Consider the following 26721-nt stretch of genomic DNA (forward strand, 5'->3'; position numbering starts at 1 on the left):
ACCCACCCCGGCCCACGAAAGGCCCGGCCGCCATGCCCCTGCCGCCGCCGCACTGCCCCACCACCGACTGCGAGGACCGCCTGTGGAAGGACACCACCACCACCGAGGTCCACTGGGACAACTGGCGCTGGTGGTGCCACCGCTGCGACAAGAAGTGGTACCCGACCCGGGAGCAGATCGAGGAGTACCGGCACGGCGTCGGCGCGAGCCGCCGGGACCCGCGACTGGCGGCCGGGCCGCGGTGAGCCGGTACGGGCCGCGGTGAGCCGGTACGGGCCGCGGTGAGCGGTGGGCCGCCGGCCGCGGGCGGCCCACCGCGCTGCGGAACGGGCCGTCAGCCGGTCTGCCCCGGCCACGCCACCTCGGTGGCCACCGGCGCCCCGTAGTCCACGCCGGGGACCTCGAAGCCGTAGAGCCGGTGCACCTCACCGCGGAACCACTCCAGGTCCGCGAGGTCCGCGATGTTCTCCGTCGTCGCCCGCTGCCACCGCTCGGCGACCGCGGACTGCACCTCGGCCGTCAGCTCCCAGCGGTCCAGCCGGACCCGGCCCTCCTCGTCCAGCTCCAGCGGGCGCACCCCGGTGAGCTGGTCCCACAGCTCGCTCAGCTGCTCGGCCGGCGACACCATCCGCTCGCCCAGGACGCCGCGCAGCAGCCCGACGTAGAGGGCGATACCGGGGATGGCGGTGGACGACTGGGTGACCGCGGCACCGTTGACGGAGGTCACCGCGCGCCCGCCGACCAGCTCGGCCAGCCGCTTGTCGAGACCGCGGGCGGTGGCCTCCAGATGGGCCTTGGCGGCGCCGATGGTGCCCTTGCGGTAGATCGCCTCGGTCAGCGGCGAGCCGATGTAGGACAGCGCCGCGGTGGAGAAGCCCTCGGCCAGCAGCCCGCGCCCGGCCAGGTGGTCGATCCACCGCTCCCAGTCGGCGCCGCCCATCACGGCCACGGTCTGCGCGATGTCGTCCTCGGTGGCCGGCGCGGTCTCCACCTCCTTGACCTCGGGCTCCCCCGCGTCGTCGAAGACCAGGGTGCGGGTGCGGGACGGCTCGCCGATCGGCTGGAGCACCGAGGCGTAGGTGGCCCCGGTCTCCGGGTCGGTGCGCCGCGGCGCGGCGACCGAGTAGATCAGGTGGTCCACCTTCCCGCCGAACCGCTGCTCCACCAGCTCGGCGACCTGGTCCTTGAGGGCGTCGGAGAACGCGTCCCCGTTGAGGAAGACCAGGTCCCGCCCGGCCGCGCGGGCCAGCTCGGCGGTGGCGGCGGTGCGGTACCAGCCGGCCGTGGCGGTGCGCCGGGCGGTGGCCGGCTTCTCGAAGCAGACCGCGATACCGCGGATCCCGGCGCGCTTGAGGCCGGCCAGGGTGGCGGCCAGCCCGTAGCCGGCGGACGAGCCGATGACCAGCGCCACCGGGCCGTCGGCGGGCGGCGGCGCGGCGGGGGCGGCCACCGCCTCCCACATGCCGGAGACCAGCTGCCGGCACCCGGCGGGGTGCGAGTCGAGGAAGAGGAACCCGCGGCTGCGGGGGCGGTCGAGGACGCGCTCGGTCACGTTCAGGTCCTTGGGACGGTTCGGACAGGACACCCCTGATTGTCGCGATCTCGCCCCCGCGCGGACCGCCCGCCCCGCCCGGCGCGGCGAAACGGCATAGTGGAGCCCGCTCCAACAGGGGCATGACAGCCGGACCGGCGCGCTCCCGGCCCGCCGCCCGGCACCGGAACCACCGGCCCGCCACCACCGGCACGACCGCACGCACCAGGGGGGACCCGCACCATGCCACCGACACCGCCCGCACCGCACGAACCGGCGGACGGCACCGGGCCGCACGCTCCGGCGGACGGATCCCGGCCCCGGCCCCGCGCCCGCGCCGCCCTCGCCCTCCTCGCCGCGGCCGCGCTGCTGGCCACCGCCACCGCCTGCGGCCCGGTCGGCGACTCCGCCGCGGCGTCCGGCGACCGGAAGCACGCGTCCGCGCCCCGCCTCCCCGACGGTGCCCCCACCAGCCTCGACGACCTCAAGCGGTGGAAGGACGGCGGCTGGAAGAACTGGGGCAACTGGGCCCGCAAGGCGCAGGACTTCGCCAACCCGATCATCAAGGACCACTGGCAGCCGGACCGGATGGCCCGCGCCCAGGCCGCCCCGGACGTCGGCGTCCGGGCCGGCGGCGCGGTCGGCGGCCACGGCACCACCGACCCCGAGCCGCGCCCGGTCACCGCCGAGGAGGTGGCCCGCCCGTACCACCGCAACATGGCGCCGGTCGGCAAGATCTTCTTCGACAGTCCCAAGGGCCCGATGGTCTGCTCCGGCACCGTCGTCGAGGACCCGGCCCACCCCGGGAAATCCGACCTGGTGTGGACCGCGGGCCACTGCGTCCACTCCGGCCGCCAGGGCGGCTGGATGCGCAACGTCGTCTTCGTGCCGTCGTACAACGACACCGGCGTCCCGATGAGCCGGGTCGGCACCACCCCGACCCGGCAGGTCACCCCCTACGGCCGCTTCTGGGCCGACTGGATCACCACCTCCGGCGAGTGGATCGACCTGGGCAGCGCCGAGTCCGGCAACGCCGGCTCCGCGTACGACTTCGCGGTCCTGCACGTCCGCCCGGAGAACGGCGGCGGGAAGTCGCTCCAGGAGACCGTCGGCGCGGCCGCCCAGGTGTGGTTCAACGCGCCGCACGCCGACGGCATCAGCTCGGTCAAGGCGTTCGGCTACCCGGCCGCGCCGCCCTACGACGGCGCCCGCATGATGGCCTGCCTGGACCGCCCCGGCCGCCTCACCATGCAGCAGGGCACCCCGGCCATGGACCGGATCGGCTGCACCATGACCGGCGGCACCTCCGGCGGCGGCTGGTTCGTCAGCCGCGGCGGCAGGCTCACGCTGATCTCCAACACCTCGATCAGCTCCAGCGCGCACACCTGGCTGGCCGGCCCGTACCTCGGCCCGGAGGCCCAGCGCGTCTTCACCACCATCAGTACGAAGTTCGCGGGCCGCTAGGGGGTGTCCGTAAAGTCGCGTCGTTCGCCCGGAGGGCGGCCGTAGGGGCCTGCCCGCCGCCCCCGGGGCACCGGCCGGACGGCGCCCCGGGCCGATCACGGATACTTGCCGGGCAAGGCTCCCGCCCGCAACAGAGGACTCGCCCCATGAAGCTCAGCCGCCCGGTCTCCTGGTTCCTCCTCGCCTTCGGCGCCTGGTCGTGGGTGGTCTGGACCACCTTCGTCAAGAACCTGGTCAAGGACGCGAGCGGCCTGGCCTTCGACCACGGCGACCCCACCGCCTACTTCTGGATCCACCTGGCCCTCGCCATCACCTCGTTCCTGCTGGGCACCGCGATCGGCATCCTCGGCCTCCGCGGACTGCGCGCCCTGCGCCGCGAGACGGCGGCCGCCGCGGCCGCCGCCCCGCGCGCCTGACCGCCCGCGCCGCACCGCTCTCCCGCGACCACCCCGGCCGCCACGACCGCCGGGCCCCGCTCACCGGGTCCGCCGCGTCAACCGCGCCCGCCCGCGCCCCGCGTCCGGAGTGATTCACGTCCCGTACCGGCCGCAGCTGGATCCCCACCGGTGCCGGTGCCGTCTTCGGTGCTGTGGGCCCGCTGCCGGGGCCGGCCGGGTGGCCGGCGGGCAGCGGCCCCACCACCGCAAGGGACCGGCGGCAGGGCTCTGACCTGCTCTTCCGCCCGGTCCGGCGGGGCGTTGACGAGTGGTAGGCGAAAGGTGGATCAGATGGACCAGCTCTCCCCGGCGACGGGCGGGAAGCGGGACGCGGGGGGAGAGCGCCGCGCGGGTGACCACCCCGGCAGCGGCGGCGGCTCCATCCGGCCGTTCGGAGGGGCACTCTTCCGTGGGGCGCGTTCCCCGGCGCGGCCGCGGGCGGGTACGTTCACGGACGTGCCGACGACCCTGAGTACCTCCGCGTCCCCCTCCGCCGTCCGGACCGTCGCCGCGCTGGCGTCCTCCGTGCTGCTGGTGTCGCCGCTGCTGGCCGGCACCGCGTACGCCGCCCCCGCGGACGGCGGGCAGCAGCCCAAGGTGCCCGTCCCGCCCGCGAAGATGTCGCAGGTCGGCGGGGACCGGCTGGGCCTGCCCGGCGTCCAGGTGCAGCTCCGGGCGGGCGCGCCCGAGCTCCCCGACGCCAAGGAGCTGACCGCCCGCTCCTGGATCGTCTCGGACGCGGAGACCGGCGAGGTACTGGCCGCCAAGAACCCGCACTGGCAGCTGGCGCCGGCCAGCACGCTGAAGATGCTGTTCGCCGACACCGTGCTGCCGAAGTTCCCCAAGACCACCACGTACAAGGTCAAGCCCGCCGACCTGGCGGGGATGGGCGCCGGCAGCAGCCTGGTCGGCATAAAGGAGAACCTCACCTACACCGTCCACGACCTGTGGCTGGGGGTCTTCCTGCGGTCCGGGAACGACGCGGTGCACACCCTCTCCGCCATGAACGGCGGCACCGCGGCGACCGTCAAGGAGATGCAGCGGCGCGCGGTGGAGCTGAACGCCACCGACACGCACGTGGTCACCCCGGACGGCTACGACGCGCCGGGGCAGGTCTCCAGCGCCTACGACCTCAGCCTGTTCGCGCGGGCCGGCCTGCGGAACCCCGACTTCCGCGAGTACTGCTCCACGGCGAGCGCACAGTTCCCCGGCGACCTGGGCAAGGACGGCAAGCGCGCCACGTTCGGCATCCAGAACACCAACCGGCTGCTCAGCGGCGACTACGACATCAAGCCGTACCCGGGCATCGCGGGCGTGAAGAACGGCTCCACCACCAACGCCGGGTCCACCTTCACCGGCGTCGCCCAGCACGGGAACCGCAAGCTGCTGGTCACCGTGATGAACCCGGAGAAGAAGGTGCACAACGAGGCGTACCGGGAGGCCGCCCGGCTCTTCGACTGGGGCTTCGCCGCGGACGGCAAGGTCGAGCCGGTCGGCCGCCTCGTCGGGCCGAAGGGCTCGGACGACGGGCCGGGCGGCAGCGGCGCCGCGAAGAACGGCGACCGGCAGGCGCAGGCTGCCCTGGACGCGGCCGGCGGTTCCGGCATGCCGTGGACCGCGCTGGGCATCGGCGCCGGCGTGGTGGCGCTGCTGGGCGCGGTGGCGTTGGTGATCCGGCGCCGGCGCCCGGTGCCGGACGGGCCCCGCGGCCGGCGCGGGTCGAGGGGCGACCGCCCGTAAGGCGCGGAGGGAGGCGCGGGGCGGGGCCGGTGCGTCCGGTGCCGCCCCCCGTATCAGCCGTCCGCCCCCGCGCCCGTGGCCGGGGCGGCGCCGCGGTCCCCGCCCGCGCGCTGCGTCGCCGTCCACGCCGCGCAGAAGACCAGCAGCTTCGCGGTGAAGTTGATCCACAGCAGCAGGGCGATGGGGGTGCCGAAGGCGCCGTACATGCTGCGCGCGGCGACGCCCCGCAGATAGCCGCTGAGCAGCCATTTCAGCAGTTCGAAGCCGATCGCGCCGATCAGGCCGGCGGTGATCACCGCGCGCCGCGGCGGGTGCGCCCCGGCGAGCTTGGTCAGGACGTAGACCAGCATCAGGAAGTCGGCGAGCACCGCGATGCAGAATCCGGCGGCCGTCAGCAGGACGCTGGCCGCCCCCTCCTGCGGCAGCCCGATCGCCTCCGCCGCCCGGCCGACCGCCGCCGAGGCGAACGCCGAGCAGGCCACCGAGACCACCGCGACCCCGCCCAGGCCGAGCAGCAGCCCGCCGTCGCGGACCTTGCCGAGCAGGAAGTTGACCTCCTCGTCGGGCGCCTCCCAGACGGCCCGCAGGCAGTCCCGCAGCGACTGCACCCAGCCGATGCCGGTGAGCAGCAGCGCGCCGCCGGCGATCAGGCCGACCGTGCCGGCGTTGTCGACCAGCGCGCCGAGGTCCAGCTGCCCCGCGATACCGGGGATCTGCTCGGCGAGCTTCTTCTGGAGCTGGCGCACCTGGGCGTCGCCGAGCGTCGAGGCGACGATCGCGGCGCCGACGGTCAGCAGCGGGAAGAGCGCCATGAAGCTGGTGAAGGTGATGGCGGCGGCGAGCCGGGTCCAGTGCACCTGGAGCATGCGGTTGTAGCTGCGCCACAGGTGGGTGGCCAGCAGCCGGTCCACCACCGGGGTGAGCCGCGGGCCGACGACCGGGAGCCCCCGCACCCAGGTCAGCTGGCCGTCGGCCTTGCGCTCCCGGTCCCCGGGCGCGGCCCCGGTGCCATCCGCCGCGTCCGCGCCGCCGCCGTTCCCGTGGCCGTCGCCGTGTTCGGTGCCGCTGCCGTTGCCGCTGCCGTTGCCGTGGCCGTCGCCGTTCCCCCGCATTCCGCGTCCGCCCTTCATCCGCGTACCGCCGCCGCCCGACCCGACTGGCCGGAACACTAGCGTCCGGATACCCCGGAAACCGGGAGGTACCCGGCGGCCCGCGGGTGCGCCGGGACGGTCAGCGGGACGGTGCGGGCGGCCGGGACAGGCCGGCCTCGGCGGCCTGGCGGGGCAGCGTCACCGGCCCGCCGCCGGCCCCGAACGGGTACTCCCGCTCCAGCCGCCAGACCTCGTCGGCGCCCTTCTCGTAGAGCGCGAAGCCGCCGATCGTCCAGGCGGCGGAGAAGTCCGCCAGCTCGCTCTGGGCGCGGTCCATGGCCGCCTCGTCGATGCCGTGCGCGACGGTGACGTGCGGGTGGTACGGGAACTGCAACGCGCGGGCGCACGGCCCGGACGCGGCGCGGATCCGCTCCTGGAGCACCGTGCAGCCGCGCGCCCCCTCGACGACCTGCACGAAGACCACCGGCGACAGCGGCCGGAAGGTGCCGGTGCCCGCCAGCCGCAGCGCGAACGGCCGGCAGCCCGCGGCGACCTCCGCCAGGTGCGCCTCGATGGCGGGCAGCGCCGCGGTCTCGGCCTCGGTCGGCGGCAGGAGGGTGATGTGGGTGGGGATGGCGCGGGCGGCCGGGTCGCCGAAGCCCTCGCGCTTCCGCTGGAGGAAGCTGCCGTAGGGCTCCGGGACCGCGATCGACACGCCGAGCGTTACGGTCCCCACTGCGTTCTCCCTCCTGACGTGTGTGTGCGCGCCGCGGGGGCGCGCACCTTCTCGGTGTGCCGCGCGGGCGCGCCCGCGCGGCCTTCCGCGGACGGTCAGCGCTTGGCCGGCAGGAAGCCGATCCGGTCGTACGTGGCGGCGAGGGTCTCGGCGGCCACCGCGCGGGCCTTCTCGGCGCCCTTGGCCAGGATCGTGTCCAGCGTCTCGGGGTCGTCGAGGTATTCCTGCGTACGGGTCCGGAACGGGGTGACGAAGTCGACCATCACCTCGGCCAGGTCGGTCTTGAGCGCGCCGTACATCTTGCCCTCGTAGTCGCGCTCCAGCGACGGGATGTCGCGGCCGGTGAGGGTGGACAGGATGGTGAGGAGGTTGCTGACGCCGGGCTTGGCCTCGCGGTCGAAGCGGATCACCGTGTCGGTGTCCGTCACCGCGCTCTTGATCTTCTTGGCGGTGGCCTTCGGGTCGTCGAGCAGGTCGATGATGCCCTTCGGCGAGGAGGCCGACTTGCTCATCTTGATCGACGGGTCCTGGAGATCGAAGATCTTCGCCGTCTCCTTGACGATGTACGGGTTCGGGACGGTGAAGGTGGCACCGAACCGGGTGTTGAAGCGGTCCGCGAGGTCGCGGGTCAGCTCCAGGTGCTGGCGCTGGTCCTCCCCGACCGGGACCTGGTCGGCCTGGTACAGCAGGATGTCGGCGACCATCAGCACCGGGTAGGTGAACAGGCCGACCGTGGTGCGGTCCGCGCCCTGCTTGGCCGACTTGTCCTTGAACTGGGTCATCCGGGACGCCTCGCCGAAGCCGGTGACGCAGTTCATCACCCAGGCGAGCTGGGCGTGCTCGGGGACGTGGCTCTGCACGAAGAGCGTGCAGCGCTCCGGGTCCAAGCCGGCGGCCAGCAGCTGGGCGGCCGCGACCCGGGTGTTCCGGCGCAGCTCCGCGGGGTCCTGCGGAACGGTGATCGCGTGCAGGTCGACCACCATGTAGAAGGCGTCGTGGGACTCCTGCATCGCGACCCACTGGCGGACCGCGCCGAGGTAGTTGCCGAGGTGGAAGGAGCCGGCGGTGGGCTGGATACCGGAGAGCACACGAGGACGCTGGAGAGCCATGGCATTCATTCTCTCAGGTCCGCGGGGGCCCCGGACGTGGAGGCCCGCAGGGGGTGTCCGAACGGATCCCGTAGGGGACCCGAAGCCCCCTCGCAGGGCCCAACGCCGGGGGTGGCGGGGGGTATTCCCCGGTGCGGGGGCCTACCGGGCAGGCCGTCCGCCGGGCCTCGCCGGGCCGTCCGCCGGGCCGCTCGCCGGGCCGCTGCTGAGCCACCCGCCGGGCGTGCGTGCGCGGCTGACGCGGCCGCTTCGGCGCGGGGACGGCCACCGGCGCCGGGGAGCGGCCCGGCGCCGGGGCCCCGCAGTGGAGGCCAGGTCGGCTGCGGCCCGGGCGGTCCGGTCCGGGCCGGTCCGGTCCGGAGCGGTGCCGGCCCAGTCCGGTCCTGGCCCGGGGCGGCCTGGCTCGCACGGATATGGCCCGTCCCGTCCAGACCCAGGGCGGTCCCGTCCGACAGGCTGTGGCCCAGCCGCCCAGCCGCCCAGCCGCCCAGCCGCCCGGCCGCCCGGCCGTGGTCTGCCCGGCCGGCCAGGGACCGCCCAGCCGTCGCCCGACCGTCGCCCGACCGGGCCCTGGCCGGGCCGCCCGGCCCCCGCCGCCCGGCCCGGCGGGCTACTCCGGGAGCGGGATGCCCGGGGCCGGGTGGGCGGTCATCAGGTCGGCTACCTCCTTGCGGAGGGTGGAGAGGGCTTCCTCGTCGCCGGTGGTGGCGGCGCGGACGCCGCGGTCGAGCCAGTCGGCGACCTGGGGCATGTCGGACGGGGTCAGGCCGCGGGAGGTGAGCGAGGGGGTGCCGATCCGGATGCCGGAGGGGTCGAAGGGCTTGCGGGGGTCGAACGGCACGGTGTTGTAGTTCACCACGATGCCGGCCCGGTCCAGGGCCTTGGCGGCGACCTTGCCGGGCACCTCCTTCGAGGACAGGTCGATCAGCACCAGATGGTTGTCGGTGCCGCCGGAGACCAGGTCGAAACCGCGGGCCAGCAGCGCCTCGGCGAGCGCCTTGGCGTTGGCGACCACCGCGTGCGCGTACTCCCGGAACGACGGCGCGGCGGCTTCCCGCAGCGCCACCGCGATGGCGGCGGTGGTGTGGTTGTGCGGCCCGCCCTGGAGGCCGGGGAAGACCGCCTTGTCGATCGCCTTGGCGTGCGCGGCGCGGGACATCAGCATCGCCCCGCGCGGCCCGCGCAGCGTCTTGTGGGTGGTGGTCGAGATGACGTCGGCGTGCGGCACGGGGGAGGGGTGCGCGCCGCCCGCCACCAGGCCCGCGATGTGCGCGATGTCGGCGACCAGCACCGCGCCGGCCTCCCGGGCGATCTCCCCGAAGGCGGCGAAGTCGATGGTCCGCGGCACCGCCGTACCACCACAGAAGATGATCTTCGGGCGCTCCTTCAGGGCCAGGTCGCGCACCTGGTCGAAGTCGATCCGCCCGGTGTCGGCCCGGACGCCGTACCGCACGCCGTTGAACCACGTGCCGGTCGCCGAGACGCCCCAGCCGTGCGTGAGGTGGCCGCCCATCGGCAGCGACATGCCCAGCACGGTGTCGCCGGGCGAGGCGAAGGCGAGGTACACCGCGAGGTTGGCCGGCGAGCCGGAGTACGGCTGGACGTTGGCGTGCTCGACGCCGAACAGGGCCTTGGCGCGGTCGACGGCCAGCGTCTCCACCACGTCGATGTTCTGCTGGCCCTCGTAGTAGCGGCGGCCCGGGTAGCCCTCGCTGTACTTGTTCTGGAGGACCGTCCCGGTGGCCTCCAGGACGGCGGCGGAGACGTAGTTCTCACTGGGGATCAGCCGCAGGGTGTCGGCCTGGAGCCGCTCCTCGGCGCCGATCAGCGCGGCGAGTTCCGGGTCGGCGGCGTGCAGGGCGGGATGGGTGGGCGGATGTGCCGTCATGGCGTCCTCCGGGGCGATCGAGCGGGTCGGTCGTGGTCCCGGGGTACCCAGGCGGGCGGCACCTCAGCGGCGTGTGGCCGCGCACCGCTCCCTCGGGGTCCGTTCCCCGTGCGCCAGTCGCGGTGCGCACCGGAAGTCTAGGGGGCGCCCGCCGCGTCCCGCCCGCCGGGCACCCCCGGCACCCCGGCACCCCCGCACCCCCGCACGGGCCCCGGCACCCCCGGGGCCCGTGCGGCCCCGGGGCCGGAGGGCGGCCGGACTGCGCGGGCCCGGGCGGCGGCGGGAGAATGAGGGGGCGGGGGAGCGGGGGCCGGCAACTGCTCGTACGACCGGACCGCACGGTCCGGCCCGGCGGACGGAGTCAGCGTGACCTCACCCGAAGCGTTCATCGCCGCCGCCGAGGCCCACGGCGCGCACAACTACCGGCCGCTGCCGGTCGTGGTGGCCACCGCCGAGGGCGCCTGGCTGACCGACGTCACCGGCCGGCGCTACCTCGACCTGCTGGCCGGGTACTCCGCGCTGAACTTCGGCCACCGCAACCCCCGGCTCCTGGACGCGCTCCGCGCCCAGCTGGAACGGGTCACGCTCACCTCCCGCGCCTTCCACCACGACCGGTTCGCCGACTTCTGCACCCAGCTGGCCGAACTGTGCCGGATGGAGCTGGTGCTGCCGATGAACACCGGCGCGGAGGCGGTGGAGACCGCGATCAAGGCCGCCCGGAAGTGGGGCTACCGCGTCAAGGGCGTCCCCGACGGGCGGGCCGGGATCGTCGTCGCGGAGAACAACTTCCACGGCCGCACCACCACCCTCGTCTCCTTCTCCACCGACCCCGTGGCGCGCGCCGACTTCGGCCCGTACACCCCCGGCTTCACCGTCGTCCCCTACGGCGACCTCGCCGCCCTGGACGCGGCGGTGGACACGGACACCGTCGCGGTGCTGATCGAGCCGATCCAGGGCGAGGCGGGCGTCCTGGTGCCGCCGGCCGGCTACCTCGCCGGCGTCCGCGAGCTGACCCGGGCCCGGAACGCGCTGTTCATCGCCGACGAGATCCAGTCCGGCCTGGGCCGTACCGGCACCACCTTCGCCTGCGAGCACGAGGGCGTCGCCCCGGACGTCTACGTCCTGGGCAAGGCGCTGGGCGGCGGCCTGCTCCCGGTGTCCGCGGTGGTCTCCTCGCGCGAGGTGCTGGGCGTCTTCCGGCCCGGTGAGCACGGCTCGACGTTCGGCGGCAACCCGCTGGCCTGCGCGGTCGGGCTGGAGGTGATCGCCCTGCTGCGCACCGGCGAGTACCAGCGGCGGGCCGCGGAACTGGGCTGCCACCTGCACCGCGCGCTGGCGCCGCTGGTCGGCGGCGGTGCGGTGGACGCGGTGCGCGGCCGCGGGCTGTGGGCCGGGATCGACATCAACCCCTCCCGCGGCGACGGCCGCGCGGTCTGCGAACGGCTGCTGGCCCGCGGCGTGCTGGCCAAGGAGACCCACGGCGCGACGATCCGGATCGCGCCGCCCCTGGTGATCTCCAAGGAGGACCTGGACTGGGGGCTGGAGCAGCTGCGGGAGGTGCTGGGGGCGTAGGCGGCGGGACGGGCCCCTGCCGGGGGCGGCCGCCGGGGCCGTACAGTCGGCGCCATGCTGCTCGGGATGGTCTGCGCGTTCGCCTCCGCGCTGTGCTTCGGTACCGCGTCCGTCTTCCAGGCCGTGGCCGCCCGGGACACCCCGGCCGGTACCGGGTCCGGGGTGGACGCCCGGCTGCTGCTGCGGGTGCTGACCCAGTGGCGCTATCTGCTGGGGCTGCTGCTGGACGGGCTGGGGTTCCTGCTGGAGCTGGTGGCGCTGCGGACGCTGCCGATCTACACGGTCGGCGCGGCGCTGGCGGCCACCCTCGCGGTGACCGCGGTGGCCGCCGGACCGCTGCTGGGCAGCCGGCTCCGCCGCGCGGAGTGGCTCGCGGTGGCGGTGGTCTGCGGCGGCCTGGCGCTGCTGGCGCTCGCCTCGGGCGCCGAGGGGCACCGGGCCGGCGGCCCCGCGCTGCGGATCGGGGTGCTGGTGCTGGCCGTCGCGCTGCCGGCCGCCGGGGCGCTGGCCGGGCGGCTCCCGGGCCGGGCCCGGGCCGCCGCGCTGGGCCTCGGGGCGGGCCTGGGCTTCGGCGTCGTCGAGGTCGCGGTCCGGCTCATCGACGGCTTCCGGCCGGCCGACCTGCTCACCAACCCCGCGGTCTACGCGCTGCTGATCGGCGGCGGCGCGGCGTTCCTGCTGCTGACCTCCGCCCTCCAGCGCGGGTCGGTCACCACCGCCACCGCCGGGATGGTGCTCGGCGAGACCCTCGGCCCGGCCGCGGCCGGTGTCGCCTGGCTCGGCGACCGCACCCGCGACGGCCTGGCCCCGCTGGCCGTCGCCGGCTTCGCGCTGGCGGTCGCGGGTGCGCTGGCCCTGGCCCGCTTCGGCGAGGCCCCGGCCCGGCAGGGGTCCGGCGACGGCGGCGGGCAGGGGGCGGCGGACGGCGCCGCCGGAGATGCGGCGGCCCTCAGCGGCGGCCCCGGACGGCGCCCCTGAAGCCACGCCCGGCCCGCGCCCCTGAACCACGCCCCTGAACGGCGCCCCTGAGCGGTGGCGCGGTCCCGGGCGGCGGGCCGGCGCGGCCGCCGGTTCAGGCCGTCGCCGCCTGCCGCTGCGGTCCCAGGAGCCGGTCGAGGTGGTGGTCGAGCATCCGCCCGGCGGCGTCCGGTGTGCGGTACCCCAGGGCCACGTCCACGCCCAGGCTCGCGGCCAGTGACCAGCAGATGTCGGCGTCGAGGCGGTCCTCGTCACACGGTGCGCCGCCCCGTTCCTGCCGGGCCGCGGCGATGAGCCCGGCGGTGAAGGAGAGCAGTTCGTCGTCCCCCGGGGCCAGGACCGTGGCCATCGTCGGGTCGGAGACGGCCCGCCCGGCCGCCGCGAGGGAGAACCGCATGAGCCGCGTGCTCTCCTCGTCGGGGCCGGTCAGGGCGTGGAGGCAGATGCGCAGGAGGTCCTCCGGGCCCGTCGCGCCGGCTGCCCGCACCGAGGTCTCGATCCTGCTGTGCACGGCGCGGACGGCACGGTCGAGCGCGTCGCGGACCAGGGCGTGCATCGAGGAGTAGTAGTGCTGCACCTGCCCCATGGAGACGCCCGCTTCGTCCGCCACCTTGCGCAGCGTCACCTGCTCGATGCCGCCCCGGACCGCCAGCGCCCAGACGGCCTCGACCAGGCGCTTCCTGCGCTCCTCGTGGTCCACGATCTTCGGCATGGCGCCTCCTTGCCACCGTTCGCCATGCAACCGCATTGCAAACGCGTACTCGTCCCTTTACAGTGCAAGTGCACTGTAACCGCCCCGCGACGGCCGCGCAGGTGCCAGGACCTCCCCTGACGCGGTGTGCGCGGGCGGCGAAGACGCTTCACGCATCCGGAAGGCAGCACATGAAGTACGACATCTTTCAGGGCCTCGGTGTGGTTCTTTTCGTCCTCGGGGCGCAGGGGGCGATCCGCCAGCTCATCGACCACGACAACGCCGGCCTGCTGGGCTGGCTGCCCGGTGGATTCGCCGCCGGCATCACCGCCCACGTGCTCGCCGCCGTGCTCGGCGCGGTCGTCGCGGGCTGGGCCCGCGGCGCGGCGAAGGCGGCCGGCCGCAGCAGCTGACGGGGTGGCCGGCCCGGCCGCGAGTCCCGGCCCGGCCGAGGGGTTCCTCGGCCGGCCGGGGAGCACGCGCGCGTCCGCTACGGCCGCAGGACCGCCTTGACGCACCGGCGGGTGTCCATGGCGCCGAACGCCTCCACCGCGCCGGCCAGCGGAAAGACCGCGTCGAAGACGCCGCCCGGCCGCAGCGTGCCGGCCAGTACCTCGGGCAGCAGGCCGGGCAGGGTCGCGCGCACGTTCGCGCCGCCGCCGCTCAGGCAGAGGTTCTTGCCGAACAGCTCCCACAGCGGCAGGCTGACGTCCCAGGGCAGCCCCACGTAGCCGATTCGGCCGCCCGGGCGGGCGCAGCCGATCGCCTGCCGCACCGCCTCCAGCGACCCGACGGCCTCGATCACATGGCCGCTGCCGCCGCCGAGCAGCTCGGCGACCTCGGCCGCGCCCTCCTCGCCGCGGCCGGCGACGACATCGGTCGCGCCGTGCGCCCGGGCCAGCCGCTGCCGCTCCGGGTGCCGCGACATCACCACGATCCGCTCCGCGCCCAGCCGGCGGCTGGCCAGTACCGCGCACTGCCCGACGGCGCCGTCCCCGACCACCACGACCGTGGCGCCGGGGCGCACCCCCGCGTGGACGGCGGCCTCGTGCCCGGTGGGCAGCACGTCGGTGAGCGCCAGCAGGTGGGGCACCAGCGCGTCCGGCGGCGCCTGTGCCAGCCCCACCAGCGTGCTGTCGGCCAGCGGCACCCGGACGTACTCCGCCTGCCCGCCGTCCAGCGCCGACCCGTCGGGCCCGAACTCCCCGAAGAACATGCCCTGTTCGCAGGCGATCGTCTGCCCGCGGCGGCAGTGCGCGCAGCCGCCGCAGGAGGTGCTGAACGGCGCGATGACGAACTGCCCCGGGCGCACGGCGGTCACCTCCGCGCCCACGTCCTCGACGACCCCGACGAACTCGTGGCCGCTGCGGATCGGCCGGGGCAGCGGGGAGCGCCCGCGCAGCACCGACAGGTCCGAGCCGCACACCGCGGCCGCCACCACCCGCACCAGCGCGTCCGACGGCTCCTCGACACGCGGGCGCGGCACCTCCTCGACCCGGACGTCGCCCACACCGTGCAGGACTACGGCACGCACCGGAACACCTCCTTCATCCTCGGGCCAGCGCGGTCGCGCGCATCAGGAACTCGGCCAGGAACCCGTCGTGCGGGACGCCCGGCGGCAGCCACCAGGTGGGCCGGTCCAGGCCGTAGACATTGCGGACGGACGGTTCGGCCAGCACCGCGTCCACCAGCGCGTCGTCGTCCGTGGCGACGCCGGCGACCAGCGACCCGCGCAGCGGCGCGGTGCCGTCGGCCGGCGACCACGGCGCGACCCAGGCGCACGGGAACGGCAGCTCCACGCCGAGCTGTTCGGCGCCGGGACCGGCCAGCAGGTGCACCGCCGGGCGCAGTGCGGCGCTGCCGTCCGCCAGGTCGTGCACCCCGCCGCCGAGCACCGCCCGGGTGCCCGCGGCCCGCTGCCGCAGGAAGTCCTCGACCCGGTGCGCCTCGGCCGCCGGCAGGCAGGGCAGCCCGGCGTCCTCGTGCTCCGGCGGCAGCGGCCGCAGCGCGCCGAGCCGCTCGGCCAGGGCCTCGGCGAACCCGGTGGCGTCCCGCTCCACCAGCACCCCGGTGGCGTTCAGGCAGGACACCCCGCCCAGCCCGCCCACCGACTCGGCGATCACGTCGAGGTACGGCTCCCAGGCGCCGGTGACCAGCACCTTGACCCGGCCGGGCCCCTGCGGCAGCACCGGCGTGCCCGAGCGGCCGCCCGCATAGCGGGCCACCACCTCGTCCCCGCCGAAGACCATGGCGAGGTCGCCGCCGCGGATCAGCTCGTCGGCGGCCTGGTGGCCGCACGGCAGCAGTACCGCGTCCTCGTCGGCGAACCCGGCCGAGCGGAGCGCGAGCACCAGCCGGTGCGCGGTGAACGGGTCGCGGCGGGACGGCCGGACGGCGACGCGGTAGCCCAGCGCCAGCGCCTCCGGCCACAGCGAGTGGACCGCCGGGTGGTTCCCGGAGGCGTTGACGCTCAGCAGGTGGCCCCGGCGGCGCCACACCACCGCGCCGCCGGCCCCGGTGTCCGCGTGCCGCCAGTCGGCGGGCAGCGCCCCGCGCGGCCGGGCCCGCTCGACCGCGGCCACCGCGTGCGCCAACGCCGCCGCGACGGTCTCCGCCGCGGCCCGCACCACGGCCACCGGCACGCCGGTGGTGCGGGCCACCAGCCGGTGGTGCGCCTCGGGGTCCAGCCCGCCGAGCCGGGCGCCGGTGAACGCGGTGGCCGCGGCCCGCAGCCGGTCCGCCCGCTCGGCCGCCGGCCAGCCGGCCGCGACGGCCGGGCGCCGCCGCAGCCGGTCCAGGGTCCGCCCCACGTACAGCGCGGGCGCCAGCGTCAACTCCGCGACCGGCCGGCCCGCCACGTCCCGTACGGTCTCCCGCCGCCCGGTGCGGTAGGTGCCCTCCGGGACCAGGGCGTCCAGGAAGCGGGGCGGGCCGGGCGCGGCCGCGGGGGCGGGCCCGGCGACGGCGGTCCCGGGGGAGCCCGGGAGCGCCGCCGCCATCAGTACGCCCCCACGATCACGGGCACCCCGGTGAACGCCTCCACCGGGCGGACGTCGGCGACCGCGTGGCCGACCCGGTCCGCCGGTGCGGCGGCCCGGCGCGCCATGTCCCGCTCGCGGTTGTGCGGCAGCAGGGCCGACTTGCTGAGGTGGTGCATCACCACCTGCCCGGTCTCCCCGACGGCGACCGGCTCGCCGCTGCCGGGGTCGACGACCTCGTACGTGACGTTCACCGACGGTGAGTCGAACACCGAGTCGCCGTCGTCCGTGACCGGCCGCTCGAAGGCGGCGCCGAGCGCCATGGTGCTGCCGTACAGCCCGTAGACCGGGATGCCGGGGAACACCTCGCGGGTGAACAGGTCCCGGGTGTCCCGGTCCATGCTCGTCCCGCACCAGGTGATCACCTGGACCTGTCCGCGGACCAGGTCCACCAGCCGCTCGTCCCGGGCCAGCCGCTCCAGCAGCGGCGGCGGGGCCTGGACGGCCCCGACGTGCTGGCTGGCCAACACGTCCCCGGCCTGGGCGAGCACATGGTCCAGATAGCGCTCGGCCTCCTCGGGGCGGCCCTCCCGCAGGCACCGGCGCACCCAGCGGGGGTCGAAGTCGATGGCGAACCGCAGGCCGCCCCGGCGGCGGGCGTGCTGCCCGGTGAGCTCGGCGTAGTCGTGCGGGCCGCTGGGGCCCAGCGACAGCCAGTTCACCCCGCGCGGATAGCCCCGCTCGTCCATGGCGCGCATGGCCTGCGCCATCTCGCGTTCCATCCAGTCCGCGAGGTAGACCACCCGCTTGGGGGCCCCGGTGGTGCCGCCGCTCTCGAAGACCCCGATCACCTCGGCGGCGCCGCCGTAGCCCCGGGGCAGCAGGTCCTCCACCGGCGTGTGCCGCAGGTCGTCGACGACCTGGGGGAACAGGCGCAGATCGGCCCTGGTGCGCACGTCCGTGCGCGGGTCGAAACCGAGCGTGTCCCGCCGGGCGAGCCAGAACGGCGTGCCCGTCTCCGGTGAGAAGTGCCACTGCATGGCCGCCCGGACCAGCTCGTCCGGGTCCACGTCCGCGTCGGGCGGGGCGTCCAGCACCGCCAGGGCGTCCGCTGTGTTCATCCCGACTCCCTCCACCGCTTCCGGCGGTCCGTATACGTACTGACGGACCGTCAGCGAAGCTCGATGCCGACGGACTTGACGGCGTCGAGGAACTCACCGCGGGCCACCGCGCCGGCCACCAGCTCGATCTCGTCGGACATGAACCGGTCCCGGTCCAGGGTCGGCGCCAGCGAGCGGACCTTCTCGTAGGTGGCCTTGCCGGCGGTGCTCAGGCCCTCGAAGCGGCCGGTGAGGTCCACGGCCTGGGCCGCGGCCAGGAACTCCACCGCGAGGATCTTGCTGTTGTTGGAGAGCACCCGGCGGGCGTTGCGCGCCGAGATCAGGCCCATGCTGACGATGTCCTGGTTGTCGCCGTTGGACGGCACGCTCTGGGTGCTGGCCGGGCCGATGGTGCGGTTCTCGGCGATCAGCGCGGTCGCCGGGTACTGGGCGCCCGCGAAGCCGCTGTTGAGGCCGGGCTCGCCGGCCACCAGGAACTCCGGCAGCCCGTAGCTGAGGTGCCGGTTGAACAGGCGGTTGCTCTGGCGCTCGGAGAGCACACCGAGCTGGGTCAGGGCGATGGTGGTGAAGTCCATCGCGAACGCGACCGGCTGGCCGTGGTAGTTGCCGCCGTGGAAGACCTCCTTGCCCGGGAAGAACAGGGGGTTGTCGGTGGCGGAGTTCAGCTCGGTGCGCAGGGTGCCCGCGGCGTGGTGCAGGGTGTCCCGGACGGCGCCCAGCACCTGCGGGATGGCCCGCAGCGAGTACGCCTTCTGGAGGTAGACGTCGGTGCGGGTGACGTCATCGCCGGACTTCTTGCTCTGGTACTCCTCGCGGAGTTCGCTGTGCGAGACGGCCAGCTTGCTGTCGGCGAGCAGGGTGCGCAGGTTGGCCGCGGAGTCGACCTGGCCGCGGTGCGGGCGGGCCAGTTCGTGGCCCTCGGCGAGGAACGGGCTGGTGGAGCAGCGCAGGGTCTCCACGATCAGCGCGGAGACGATCTCCGCCTGGTGGAGCTGGTCGAAGGCGCGGCCGACGACGAGCGAGCCCACACCGGTCATCCCGGAGGTCCCGTTGATCAGCGCCAGACCTTCCTTGAACCGCATCTGAAGCGGCTCGATGCCCCGTTCGCGCAGCACCTCGCCGGTGGGCACCCGGCCGCCGTCGCGCAGCACGTAGCCCTCGCCGATGACCGTGCAGGCCAGGTGCGACAGGGTGGCGAGGTCGCCGCTGGCGCCGAGCGAGCCGATCTCCGGGATGGCAGGGGTGATGCCGAGGTTGAGATAGAGCGCCAGGCGCTCCAGTATCTCGGGCCGGACCGCCGAGTAGCCGCGGGAGAGCGCGTTGAGCCGCGCGGCCAGGATGGCGCGGGCCTCGTCCTCGGCGAACAGCGGGCCGACGCCGGCGCTGTGGCTGCGGATCAGGTTGGTCTGCAACTCGACCTCCTTGGAGGGGTCGACCTGCATGTAGATCATCTCGCCGTAGCCGGTGGTGACGCCGTAGACCGCGGCGCCCTGCCGGACGATGTCCTCGAACTGCTGCCGGCTGGCCGCCGCCTTGGTCAGCACCTCGGGCGTCACCGTGCACGGCACGTAGTGCTCCGCGATCCGCCGGACGTCCTCGATACCGAGGTTCTCGCCGTCGAACGAGATGGACTCGGTGGTGGTGTCGACTGTCGTGGTCATGGCTCTCTCCCTGTGTAGAGGTCGCGGGGCCGGGGGTTCCGGCGGGGGACGGCGCCGCGCGCCCGGCCGGCGGCGCGGCCGGGGGCGGAACCGGGGGAACGGGGTGCAACGAACCGCTGCGGAAGCCGCGGGAGCCCTCACCGGGCACCGCACGGAAAGCCGCCGCGGGACAACGCTTCACGAGGAAACCGCCACGGCCGCAGCCGCACGGGAAGGCATCCGGGGAAAGCGTCACGGAAAATGCCGCGGAAAACACGGCAGGAAAGACGGAACGCAAGAGGGAACGCGGCAACGCAAGACGGGTACGGAAATGCGTCGGGGAAAACCGTGCGCCGGGCCCCGCAGGGCGGCATGGCGGACGGAAGGAATTACCGGGAAGAACCGAGTCGGTGCCGGGCACGCTCGGTTGATCTGCCGTTCACGCTACACGCTAACCTCCGGAATCGCACGGGTCAATCCTGGTTCTCGCAGCACCGCCCTTAACAATTGACGCTGCCGCCACTCCTGGGAAGCACCCCCCGCAAAGATCACGCCAACCGGCCGGTGGACGTACGCAGTGGCCGGAATCAAGCGGCCCTGGCGCTTTTTACGGGGGTCGTCCGGCCCTGAGTGGCTTATTCGCACGGGGGGTGGGGCTGAATGGCGATTATTCAGGCCGACGGACGGTGTCCGGCCGCCGACGGCCGGCCTGATCCGGCCCCGCGCTCCCCGCGGGGCCGGAGGGGCCCCGTGTTACCGGTGGTCAGGGCAGGTGGCGGGCCGGGCGGAGGTCGTCCGGACACGTCCGATCGGCCTCCGCCGGACCGGGCTGAAATCCGGTCGATCGGTCCGGCCACCCTTGCCGCGATGGTCAACGGCAGGTAATGATCTATTCAGGAAAGCTCTTGGCGCGGAAACCCTTCCCGGCCGCGCCGGAAATCTTTCACGCAGCAGTGTGTGACAACGGGCGAGGCAGTGATGGCGCGGCAGTGGCGTGCGCGCAATGACGCATCCCCTCTCCCGGAAAAGCCGACCCCTTACCCATAGGTATTTCTTCGCCTGCCCTTTTCCAGCACCCCCGGAAGAGCCGGCCGGTCCGGCACGCCGTAAATCTCCGCGCCCGAGGCCGGCCCGTACCCCCGGGCCGGTGCGCCCCCGGGACAGGCTCGTACCCGAGATCAGGGAGTATCGCTGTGAAACCCGCGGTCAATGACCGATTCCCCAAGGACGCCGCTCTCGACGACATCATGCACAGCATGCGCGTGAACGGTTATGCCGTCGTCGAGAACGTGCTGCCGCCCGAGACGGTGGACGCCCTGCTGGCCGAGATGACCCCGTACATCGACGCCACCCCGTTCGGCCCGGACGCGTTCGCCGGCCAGAAGACCAAGCGGACCGGCAGCCTCGTCGCCCGCTCCGCCACCGGCCGCGAGCTGATCACGCACCCCCTGTGCACCGGCGTCGCCCGCGCACTCCTCGACACCTCCACCGAGTTCCAGCTCTCGCAGACCCAGCTGATCAGCGCTCACCCGGGCTCGGTCGCGCAGAAGCTGCACAAGGACGAACTGGTCTGGGACTTCTTCCCGTTCGCCGCCGACCACCACGTGATGTGCCAGTTCTTCTGGGCGCTCACCGACTTCACCGAGGCCAACGGCGCCACCCGCGTGGTCCCCGGCAGCGACGCGCTCTCCCCCGACGAGGTGCGCCAGGAGGACTCCATCCCGGTCGAGATGACCAAGGGCTCGGTGTTCATCTTCTCCGGGAAGGTGGTGCACGGCGGCGGCCACAACCGCACCGACGACGTCCGGCGCGGCCTGATCCTCAGCTACTGCTCGGGCTGGGTCCGCCAGGAGGAGAACCAGTACCTCGTGGCACCGCCGGAGCTGGCCCGCACCTTCCCCGAGGAACTGCTCAAGGTCATCGGCTACCAGCAGGGCTGCTTCGCCATGGGCTACGCCGGTGACATCGAGGAGCCGATGGACGTGCTGTTCGGCCGCAAGGCCGCCACCCCGGTCGTGCCCTCCGAGGCCACCCGCCGGTCCGCCAGCGCCACCGCCCGCGAGTGGAGCAAATCGGTCGCGGAACAGACCGTCTGATCCCCGCCGGAACCCCTCCGCCGGGCCCGTCCCGCCGCGCGGCACCGCGCACCTCCGCGCCGACCACAGAAGGATGACGATGACTTCCGTCGAAGAGCCGGTATCGGTCATGCCGATCATGAACATGGTCTACGGCCTCTGGGTCTCCCAGACGCTGGTGACCGCCCACGAACGCCAGGTGTTCGAGCGGTTCGCCGAACGCCCCGGCATGACCCCGGCCGACCTCGCCGGCGTCCTGGGCTTCGAGGAGCGCCCGGTCGAGCAGCTGGTCACCTGCTGCGCGGCCCTCGGCCTCCTGGAGCGCGACGGCGCCGGCTACCGCAACACCCCGATGACCGACCGGTACCTGCTCCGCGGCGGTGACGACTACGTCGGCGGCTGGGTCGAGGTGGTCTCCCGCCACGACTACCCGGGCTGGCTGCGGCTGGACGAGGCGCTGCGCACCAACCGCCCGACCGCCTGGGACAGCGAGAAGGGGGACTCCCTCTTCGACGACACCAACCCGGTGGTGGTGGAGACGTTCTGGGAGGGCATGAGCGCCATCTCCCGCCCGACGGCCCGTCAGATGGCCCGGACCGTGGACCTGTCGGCGGCCCGCTCGCTGCTGGACGTCGGCGGCGGGGGCGGCGCCTACGCCATCGAGCTGTGCCGGGCCTACCCGGAGCTGTCCGCCACCATCTTCGACCTGCCGTTCGTCTGCGACCTCACCCAGAAGAAGGTCGAGCAGGCCGGCTTCGCCGACCGGGTCTCCTTCGCGCCCGGCAGCTTCTTCACCGACCCGCTGCCGGCCGGCCAGGACGTCATCCTGCTGTCGATGATCCTGCACGACTGGGACATCGACCAGTGCCGTGCCCTCCTGCGGAGCTGCTACGACGCGCTGGCCCCCGGCGGCCGGCTGCTGATCAGCGAACTGCTGGTGGACGACACCAAGGACGGCCCCCTGGACGCCACCCTGATGAGCCTGTCGATGCTGGTGGAGACCTTCGGCCGGAACTACACGGGCGCGGAGTACCGGTCCTGGCTGGAGGACACCGGCTTCACCGAGGTCGAGGTCCGCCCGTTCGCCGCCCCGGCCGCGAACGGTGTCGTCATCGGCCGCAAACCGCTCGACTCCTAGGCGGGCCGCACCCGGTGACCGCGGAGCGCCGCCCCCCCCCGCCGCCCCGCTCCGCGGGCACCGCGCCCTACGCTGGCGCCCGACAGCGCCCACCACCGCGGAGGAGGACCAGACGATGACCCACGACGCCCCGGAGCCGGGCCCGCTGCCCGGCGGGCTGACGCCGCGCCGGCCGACCCCGGCGGACCACGCCCGGATCCAGGTGGCGCTGGCCGAGTGGTGGGGCGGGCTCGGCGGCGCCGCCGGTGCCCAGCAACGGCAACTGCTCGTCCCGCGGCTGTTCCTCCAGCACTTCGCGGACACCAGCGTCCTGGCCGAGCGCCCCGACGGCACCCTGCACGCCTTCCTGATCGGCTTCCTCTCGCAGAGCGATCCGGAGACCGCCTACATCCACTTCGTCGGGGTCTGCCCGGACGGCAAGCGGAGCGGCGTCGGCAGCGCGCTGTACGCGTGGTTCTTCGGCCTGGCCCGGTCCGCCGGCCGCAGCCGCGTCCGCTGCATCACCGGCCCCAACAACCGCGACTCGATCGCCTACCACACCCGCATGGGCTTCCGGCTGGAACCCGGCGACACTGTGGACGGGGACGGCGTGCCGATCCACCGCGACTACGACGGCCCGGGCCTGGACCGGGTCTCGTTCGTCCGGGACCTCTAAGCCCCGCGCTCCCGCCGCCCGCACGTCCATCTGCCGAGATGCCCTTCTTGCCATACGGGACGCCGCGCGTTTAACTCGGGTGACGGCGCGGGCCTGGGGCGATCTTCGCTCCCCAACACGGCGGGGGATCCATGGACTTGGACATCGACGGCAAAGTCTTCCTCATCACCGGCGGGACCAAGGGGCTGGGGCTGGCCGCCGCCAAGGCCCTGGTCGCCGAAGGCGCCCGGGTCGTGATCTCCTCGCGCAGCCAGGACACGGTGGATGAGGCCGTCGCGGCGCTGGGCGGTCCCGACCACGCCCTGGGAACGGCCGCCGACAACGCCGACCCGCAGGCCGCCGAACGCCTGGTGGCCGGCGCCCTGGAACGGTTCGGACGCCTGGACGGCGTGCTGATCAGCGTGGGCGGGCCGCCCACCGGCCCGATCACCACCATCACCGACGACCAATGGCGGGACTCCTTCGAGTCGGTCTTCCTCGGCGCCCTGCGCTTCGCCCGCACCGCCGCCCCCGTACTCCCCTCCGGCGGATCGATCGGCTTCGTCCTGTCGTTGTCCGTGAAGTCCCCCTGGCCGAACATGAGCGTGTCCAACGGTCTGCGCCCGGGGCTCGCCATGGCCGCCAAAACCCTGGCCGACGAGTTGGGGCCACGCGGTATCAGGGTCAACGGCTTCGTCGTCGGCTCGATCGCGACCGACCGCCTCAGGGGCCTGGAGCAGGCCACCGGCGACCCGGAGCGGACGCGCGCCGAACGCACGGCCGACATCCCGTTGCGACGGTACGGCACACCCGAGGAGTTCGGCCGCATGGCCGCCGTCATCCTCTCGCCCACCGCGTCCTACATCACCGGCGCGATGATCCACATCGACGGCGGCGCCCTCCGCACCCTGTGACACCAACGAGGCCCGCCACCCCAGAAGCGAGGAGCGGCGGGCCCTGCCGTGCGCGGCTGCGTCAGCCGCGTTCCTTGGCGAACTGCACCAGGCCGGCGAATGCCTGCGGGGTGAGGGTGAGCACGGGCCCGCCGGGGTTCTTGCTGTCCCGGACCAGGACCTCCCCGACGCGTCGGGCGTGCTCCGGAGCCCATTCGATGCAGGCCCCGCCGTTGTTGCTGTACGAGGACGTGATCCAGCGAGGGGAGTCGGTTGTCACGGGGTGCCCTTTCGTAGCTCTTGAACCATGGCCACAGACGCGGCCTGAGGGAGCGCCTCGGCTTGCATCTGATGGTATGCCGTCAAGAGAGGCAGAACGGAGGAGCTGTCCCGCTCCAGGTGCCCTCGCTGTGCCGACTCGGCGTAGGACAAGAGTGAGCGATCCGACAGTGTCAGTACGTACAACGGCAAGTCGAATGGACGATGCTCCCCCATGCTGTAGGGCGCGATCTGGAACACGGTGTTCGGCAGTTGGGCGAACTCCAGCAGGCGCTCGAACTGCGCGTCCATGACCTGGCAACTGCCGATGGGGCGTCGGACGCAGCTCTCGTCCAGCACGGCGAAGACCAGCGGGGGGCGCGGCCGAGCCAGCACAGCTTGGCGTTCGACGACGATCGACACGCGTTCGTCCGCCTGTTCAGGGGTGATCGCGCCGCGCTTGACCGCGCTTTGGGCGAGGATCGATGCGTATTCCGGCGTCTGCAAGAGCCCTGGGATTACGCCGACTTCGTACAGACGGATTTCTGCGGCCTTCGCCTCAGCAGCCTTGTACTCCGGAAACCCTTCCAGCAGGCTGCCGTTCCGGATCTCGCCCCATGCGCGCTCGAACGAGTCTGTGGTGCCGGCGAGTCCGAGGGCTGTGTCTAACGCCCGCGAGAAACGGCGAGTTGGCGGTTTGCATCCAGTTTCGACAGCCGAGATGTGCCTCCCCGAGTAGCCCACCCGCTCGGCCAACTGGTCCTGAGTCCAGTCGCGTGCCTCCCGCAAGCTGCGCAGACGGGCCCCGTAGGCAGCCTGGGGTGAGGCATCGGGGTTCAGCTCCTTCAGGTTTACCAATGTGTCCTCCGTTTCTGGAACGTTGAAGACCCTCCGGCTCCAGGGCCACGCTGTGCCACACGGTAGTGCTCCTGCTACGGAGAGGAGTGGGGTATGCCCCCTCGTCCCCCCATCGCTCGAACCGGACCGGCCGACGCGGCAGTTGCCCGCGTTCCGCTGGACGCCCCGATTCGGCTCGCCCCCGTCCCGTACCCCGTCTGCCGGATCTGCGTGGCGGCGGCGAAGTGTGCCAAGGCCAGCAGCGTTCCGGCGACGAAGGCGCGGTTCTACCGGATCATCGCGCAGCACCCCCACCGGAGGGCGGGGGAGGCTCAATGTGTCGCATGAGCCGACCGGTTCACCTGCCGGACCCGGGAGTGAGGTCCGAGCCCGGTCCCGCTGCCGGGTGCGATGTGTGCGGGGCCCTGGCGGCTCAGCGCGAAAGGGCCCGGTCCGTCGGAGACCTCTCGAAGGTGATCGACTGCAACGTGGAGATGCGTCGTCATCCGCACGCGCTGAAATGAGTCAGCAGAAGTGAGCTGCCGGCCGCCATATCCGCCAGCTCAGCCAATTCGCGGGATGAAGTTTCGATTTCCAGGAACGGATGACCCTCCGGCCCCTGGGGAATGCCGCGAAAGAGCGCACTCCCGAAGTGCGGCCGAAATTTACTGGACTCCGCCCACGCGGACTGACCTCGGGATTTTTTCCTGAGCTTCTGCCGGGTCTCGGGGCGGGTAGGGCCCGCGCGTATGTCTTCGATGGGGCAGGAGGCGGGACGGTAAGCGCAAGGCGGTTCGGGGACGGACCTCGAACTCGTGAGGCGAGGAGGCTTGTATGTCTCTCAAGGAAGCACTCCGGCGGATGGCCGCCGGGCGCGGTGGTGAAGAGGACGATGGCGGAGAGCCGAACCCTCCCACCGGTGACAGCGACGACGGGCGCGACTACTACGGCTGAGCACCGGTAGTCTGCTGCCACCTCGGGCCGGCCCTCGATTCTCCCGGGGTCGGCCCTGCTCGCTGAGAGGACATGGCGATGCCCGGGAAAGGCCCGTACGAAATTCCCGCTCGTGTGCACAGCGTGCTGCTGCCGCAGTCCACACGTCTTGTCCTGGACCGGCGAGGTTCTACGGTCTGGGACGTGCAGACGTCCGAGGGGCGTTACGCGGTGAAGCTGGGGTACCCGACTCCGGTTCATGAGTGGACGGCAGCGGCTCCGGCGCGGGAAGCGGCAATTCTGCGACAGCTCGCGCAAAAGGACAACATCTACTCCGGGGAATGGTCGGAGGGCACCTGGAGCGCTCAGCCCTGGCACGACGGCTCGTCACTGTTCGAACTATGGCGGCCGGGCCGACACCATTCGTACCCCCGAGAACCCAGCAGGGGCCAGGCGCTTGCGTGCGCTACCGCTCTGGCTGATCTTCACGCAGCCGGATGGGCCCATGGTGACGTGCAGCCCAACCATTTCCTCATCAGGCCCGATGGGGCCTCGCTCATCGACCTCGCCCTGGCCCATGGTGGCGAGGTGCCCGAGGCGTACGACTTTCCCTATCGGGGCTGTCTGGTGCACTACGAAGCCCCTGAGATTTCGCACAGCATTCTCGCCGAGGGCATGGCAGTGCCCACCATGGCGGCAGATGTATACGGGCTCGGAGCCTCGTGGTTCCTCTCTGCTACTGGCTGGAGGCATGTGTCCTACCCTGACGATGCGGACCGAAAGGACCAGCGCCGCGCCATCGTGGACAAACCGCACCGGCCGATCAACGTACCCGGGCCACTGGGTGAGGTCATCGAGGAGATGATGCGTCGCACCTCTGCTGATCGGCCGACCGCGGCCGAGGTGTGTGCAGCAATCCGCGACATGCTCTGAGCGGCTCTGCTTCCGCATGCCGTCCGATGATGCGGAATCGGCGG

The 26721-nt window shown here is 73.5% G+C and carries 24 protein-coding genes and 1 riboswitch; of the genes, 12 read left to right on the forward strand and 12 right to left on the reverse strand.

Going from position 1 to position 26721, the window contains the following annotated elements; genetic code table 11:
* Positions 1-32: 32 nt before the first annotated feature.
* Positions 33-245: a hypothetical protein gene (locus tag MUU72_RS07635; RefSeq protein ID WP_248012365.1), complete on the forward strand. Its 213-nt coding sequence runs from the start codon at positions 33-35 to the stop codon at positions 243-245.
* Positions 246-334: 89 nt separating this feature from the next.
* On the opposite strand, the gene fabV is transcribed toward MUU72_RS07635, so the two are convergent.
* Entirely contained in the window at positions 335-1552 is a 1218-nt protein-coding gene (gene fabV, locus MUU72_RS07640; RefSeq protein ID WP_248012366.1) for an enoyl-[acyl-carrier-protein] reductase FabV, read from the reverse strand.
* 222 nt (positions 1553-1774) lie between these two features.
* Here fabV and MUU72_RS07645 point away from each other — a divergent pair, with 222 nt between their 5' ends.
* The 3 genes from MUU72_RS07645 (at position 1775) to MUU72_RS07655 (ending at position 5172) form a co-directional block, all read left to right on the forward strand.
* Entirely contained in the window at positions 1775-2995 is a 1221-nt protein-coding gene (locus MUU72_RS07645) for a trypsin-like serine peptidase (RefSeq protein ID WP_248012367.1), read from the forward strand.
* A gap of 146 nt (positions 2996-3141) precedes the next feature.
* Positions 3142-3411, forward strand: a complete 270-nt coding sequence (locus MUU72_RS07650; RefSeq protein ID WP_248012368.1) for an SCO4848 family membrane protein — start codon at positions 3142-3144, stop codon at positions 3409-3411.
* 477 nt (positions 3412-3888) lie between these two features.
* On the forward strand, positions 3889-5172 hold the full coding sequence (locus tag MUU72_RS07655; RefSeq protein ID WP_248012369.1) for a D-alanyl-D-alanine carboxypeptidase family protein: 1284 nt from the start codon (positions 3889-3891) through the stop codon (positions 5170-5172).
* A gap of 53 nt (positions 5173-5225) precedes the next feature.
* On the opposite strand, the gene MUU72_RS07660 is transcribed toward MUU72_RS07655, so the two are convergent.
* The 4 genes from MUU72_RS07660 to glyA form a co-directional block, all read right to left on the reverse strand.
* Positions 5226-6284 carry a YihY/virulence factor BrkB family protein gene (locus MUU72_RS07660; RefSeq protein ID WP_372503022.1) on the reverse strand — a complete coding sequence of 353 codons (1059 nt, stop codon included), beginning with the start codon at positions 6282-6284 and terminating at the stop codon, positions 5226-5228.
* 118 nt (positions 6285-6402) lie between these two features.
* Positions 6403-6999 (reverse strand): 2'-5' RNA ligase family protein, encoded by a 597-nt coding sequence (locus MUU72_RS07665; protein ID WP_248012370.1) that lies wholly within the window; start codon positions 6997-6999, stop codon positions 6403-6405.
* Between the two features lie 95 nt (positions 7000-7094).
* Positions 7095-8117 carry a tryptophan--tRNA ligase gene (gene trpS, locus MUU72_RS07670; protein WP_372503023.1) on the reverse strand — a complete coding sequence of 341 codons (1023 nt, stop codon included), beginning with the start codon at positions 8115-8117 and terminating at the stop codon, positions 7095-7097.
* A 601-nt stretch (positions 8118-8718) separates the two neighbouring features.
* A complete protein-coding gene (gene glyA / locus MUU72_RS07675) occupies positions 8719-9996 on the reverse strand; it encodes a serine hydroxymethyltransferase (RefSeq protein ID WP_248012372.1) in 1278 nt (425 codons plus the stop codon).
* A 38-nt stretch (positions 9997-10034) separates the two neighbouring features.
* Positions 10035-10127: riboswitch (ZMP/ZTP riboswitch) on the reverse strand.
* 235 nt (positions 10128-10362) lie between these two features.
* Here glyA and rocD point away from each other — a divergent pair.
* Both rocD and MUU72_RS07685 read left to right on the forward strand, forming a co-directional pair.
* Positions 10363-11568: an ornithine--oxo-acid transaminase gene (gene rocD, locus MUU72_RS07680; RefSeq protein WP_248012373.1), complete on the forward strand. Its 1206-nt coding sequence runs from the start codon at positions 10363-10365 to the stop codon at positions 11566-11568.
* A 54-nt stretch (positions 11569-11622) separates the two neighbouring features.
* Positions 11623-12546: a hypothetical protein gene (locus MUU72_RS07685; RefSeq protein ID WP_248012374.1), complete on the forward strand. Its 924-nt coding sequence runs from the start codon at positions 11623-11625 to the stop codon at positions 12544-12546.
* Between the two features lie 94 nt (positions 12547-12640).
* Here the strand turns inward: MUU72_RS07685 and MUU72_RS07690 are convergent, their stop codons facing one another.
* Entirely contained in the window at positions 12641-13258 is a 618-nt protein-coding gene (locus MUU72_RS07690) for a TetR/AcrR family transcriptional regulator (RefSeq protein WP_248012375.1), read from the reverse strand.
* Between the two features lie 170 nt (positions 13259-13428).
* Between MUU72_RS07690 and MUU72_RS07695 the strand changes: the two genes are divergently transcribed.
* Positions 13429-13650, forward strand: coding sequence for a hypothetical protein (locus tag MUU72_RS07695; protein ID WP_248012376.1), 222 nt, complete (start codon positions 13429-13431; stop codon positions 13648-13650).
* A gap of 77 nt (positions 13651-13727) precedes the next feature.
* Here the strand turns inward: MUU72_RS07695 and MUU72_RS07700 are convergent, their stop codons facing one another.
* The 4 genes from MUU72_RS07700 to cmdF are packed head-to-tail and all read right to left on the reverse strand — an operon-like array spanning position 13728 to position 18997.
* On the reverse strand, positions 13728-14771 hold the full coding sequence (locus tag MUU72_RS07700) for an alcohol dehydrogenase catalytic domain-containing protein (protein ID WP_248012377.1): 1044 nt from the start codon (positions 14769-14771) through the stop codon (positions 13728-13730).
* 13 nt (positions 14772-14784) lie between these two features.
* Positions 14785-16236, reverse strand: coding sequence for an aldehyde dehydrogenase family protein (locus MUU72_RS07705; protein WP_248012378.1), 1452 nt, complete (start codon positions 16234-16236; stop codon positions 14785-14787).
* On the reverse strand, positions 16236-17336 hold the full coding sequence (locus tag MUU72_RS07710) for an AMP-binding protein (protein ID WP_248012379.1): 1101 nt from the start codon (positions 17334-17336) through the stop codon (positions 16236-16238). The genes MUU72_RS07705 and MUU72_RS07710 overlap by 1 nt, the downstream gene beginning before the upstream one ends.
* A 50-nt stretch (positions 17337-17386) precedes the next feature.
* A complete protein-coding gene (cmdF, locus tag MUU72_RS07715) occupies positions 17387-18997 on the reverse strand; it encodes a tyrosine 2,3-aminomutase (RefSeq protein WP_248012380.1) in 1611 nt (536 codons plus the stop codon).
* Positions 18998-20169: 1172 nt separating this feature from the next.
* Here cmdF and MUU72_RS07720 point away from each other — a divergent pair.
* The 4 genes from MUU72_RS07720 to MUU72_RS07735 all read left to right on the forward strand — a co-directional run bounded on the left by MUU72_RS07720 (position 20170) and on the right by MUU72_RS07735 (position 23737).
* Complete coding sequence (locus tag MUU72_RS07720; RefSeq protein WP_248012381.1) at positions 20170-21072, forward strand: phytanoyl-CoA dioxygenase family protein; 903 nt, start codon at positions 20170-20172, stop codon at positions 21070-21072.
* Positions 21073-21151: 79 nt separating this feature from the next.
* Entirely contained in the window at positions 21152-22189 is a 1038-nt protein-coding gene (locus tag MUU72_RS07725) for a methyltransferase (protein ID WP_248012382.1), read from the forward strand.
* Positions 22190-22304: 115 nt separating this feature from the next.
* Positions 22305-22844 (forward strand): GNAT family N-acetyltransferase, encoded by a 540-nt coding sequence (locus tag MUU72_RS07730; protein WP_248012383.1) that lies wholly within the window; start codon positions 22305-22307, stop codon positions 22842-22844.
* A gap of 131 nt (positions 22845-22975) precedes the next feature.
* Positions 22976-23737 carry an SDR family oxidoreductase gene (locus tag MUU72_RS07735; RefSeq protein WP_248012384.1) on the forward strand — a complete coding sequence of 254 codons (762 nt, stop codon included), beginning with the start codon at positions 22976-22978 and terminating at the stop codon, positions 23735-23737.
* Positions 23738-23798: 61 nt separating this feature from the next.
* On the opposite strand, the gene MUU72_RS07740 is transcribed toward MUU72_RS07735, so the two are convergent.
* Together MUU72_RS07740 and MUU72_RS07745 are read right to left on the reverse strand one after the other, a co-directional pair.
* Entirely contained in the window at positions 23799-23996 is a 198-nt protein-coding gene (locus MUU72_RS07740) for a DUF397 domain-containing protein (protein WP_248012385.1), read from the reverse strand.
* Positions 23993-24832, reverse strand: a complete 840-nt coding sequence (locus MUU72_RS07745) for a helix-turn-helix domain-containing protein (RefSeq protein WP_248012386.1) — start codon at positions 24830-24832, stop codon at positions 23993-23995. Before MUU72_RS07745 ends, MUU72_RS07740 begins: the two co-directional genes overlap by 4 nt.
* A gap of 1116 nt (positions 24833-25948) precedes the next feature.
* On the opposite strand from MUU72_RS07745, the gene MUU72_RS07755 reads away from it, so the two are divergent.
* Positions 25949-26677, forward strand: coding sequence for a lipopolysaccharide kinase InaA family protein (locus MUU72_RS07755; protein WP_308403791.1), 729 nt, complete (start codon positions 25949-25951; stop codon positions 26675-26677).
* Positions 26678-26721: the final 44 nt, after the last annotated feature.

It is taken from the genome of Streptomyces rhizoryzae (genome assembly GCF_023155275.1).
Taxonomy (GTDB): domain Bacteria; phylum Actinomycetota; class Actinomycetes; order Streptomycetales; family Streptomycetaceae; genus Streptomyces; species Streptomyces rhizoryzae.

Coding starts and splice junctions, on each gene's coding strand:
- MUU72_RS07635 (WP_248012365.1), top strand. CDS start 33: ATGCCCCTGCCGCCGCCGCACTGCCCCACCACCGACTGCGAGGACCGC.
- MUU72_RS07645 (WP_248012367.1), top strand. CDS start 1,775: ATGCCACCGACACCGCCCGCACCGCACGAACCGGCGGACGGCACCGGG.
- MUU72_RS07650 (WP_248012368.1), top strand. CDS start 3,142: ATGAAGCTCAGCCGCCCGGTCTCCTGGTTCCTCCTCGCCTTCGGCGCC.
- MUU72_RS07660 (WP_372503022.1), bottom strand. CDS start 6,284: ATGCGGGGGAACGGCGACGGCCACGGCAACGGCAGCGGCAACGGCAGC.
- trpS (WP_372503023.1), bottom strand. CDS start 8,117: ATGAATGCCATGGCTCTCCAGCGTCCTCGTGTGCTCTCCGGTATCCAG.
- glyA (WP_248012372.1), bottom strand. CDS start 9,996: ATGACGGCACATCCGCCCACCCATCCCGCCCTGCACGCCGCCGACCCG.
- MUU72_RS07685 (WP_248012374.1), top strand. CDS start 11,623: ATGCTGCTCGGGATGGTCTGCGCGTTCGCCTCCGCGCTGTGCTTCGGT.
- MUU72_RS07690 (WP_248012375.1), bottom strand. CDS start 13,258: ATGCCGAAGATCGTGGACCACGAGGAGCGCAGGAAGCGCCTGGTCGAG.
- MUU72_RS07695 (WP_248012376.1), top strand. CDS start 13,429: ATGAAGTACGACATCTTTCAGGGCCTCGGTGTGGTTCTTTTCGTCCTC.
- MUU72_RS07705 (WP_248012378.1), bottom strand. CDS start 16,236: ATGGCGGCGGCGCTCCCGGGCTCCCCCGGGACCGCCGTCGCCGGGCCC.
- MUU72_RS07710 (WP_248012379.1), bottom strand. CDS start 17,336: ATGAACACAGCGGACGCCCTGGCGGTGCTGGACGCCCCGCCCGACGCG.
- cmdF (WP_248012380.1), bottom strand. CDS start 18,997: ATGACCACGACAGTCGACACCACCACCGAGTCCATCTCGTTCGACGGC.
- MUU72_RS07725 (WP_248012382.1), top strand. CDS start 21,152: ATGACTTCCGTCGAAGAGCCGGTATCGGTCATGCCGATCATGAACATG.
- MUU72_RS07730 (WP_248012383.1), top strand. CDS start 22,305: ATGACCCACGACGCCCCGGAGCCGGGCCCGCTGCCCGGCGGGCTGACG.
- MUU72_RS07735 (WP_248012384.1), top strand. CDS start 22,976: ATGGACTTGGACATCGACGGCAAAGTCTTCCTCATCACCGGCGGGACC.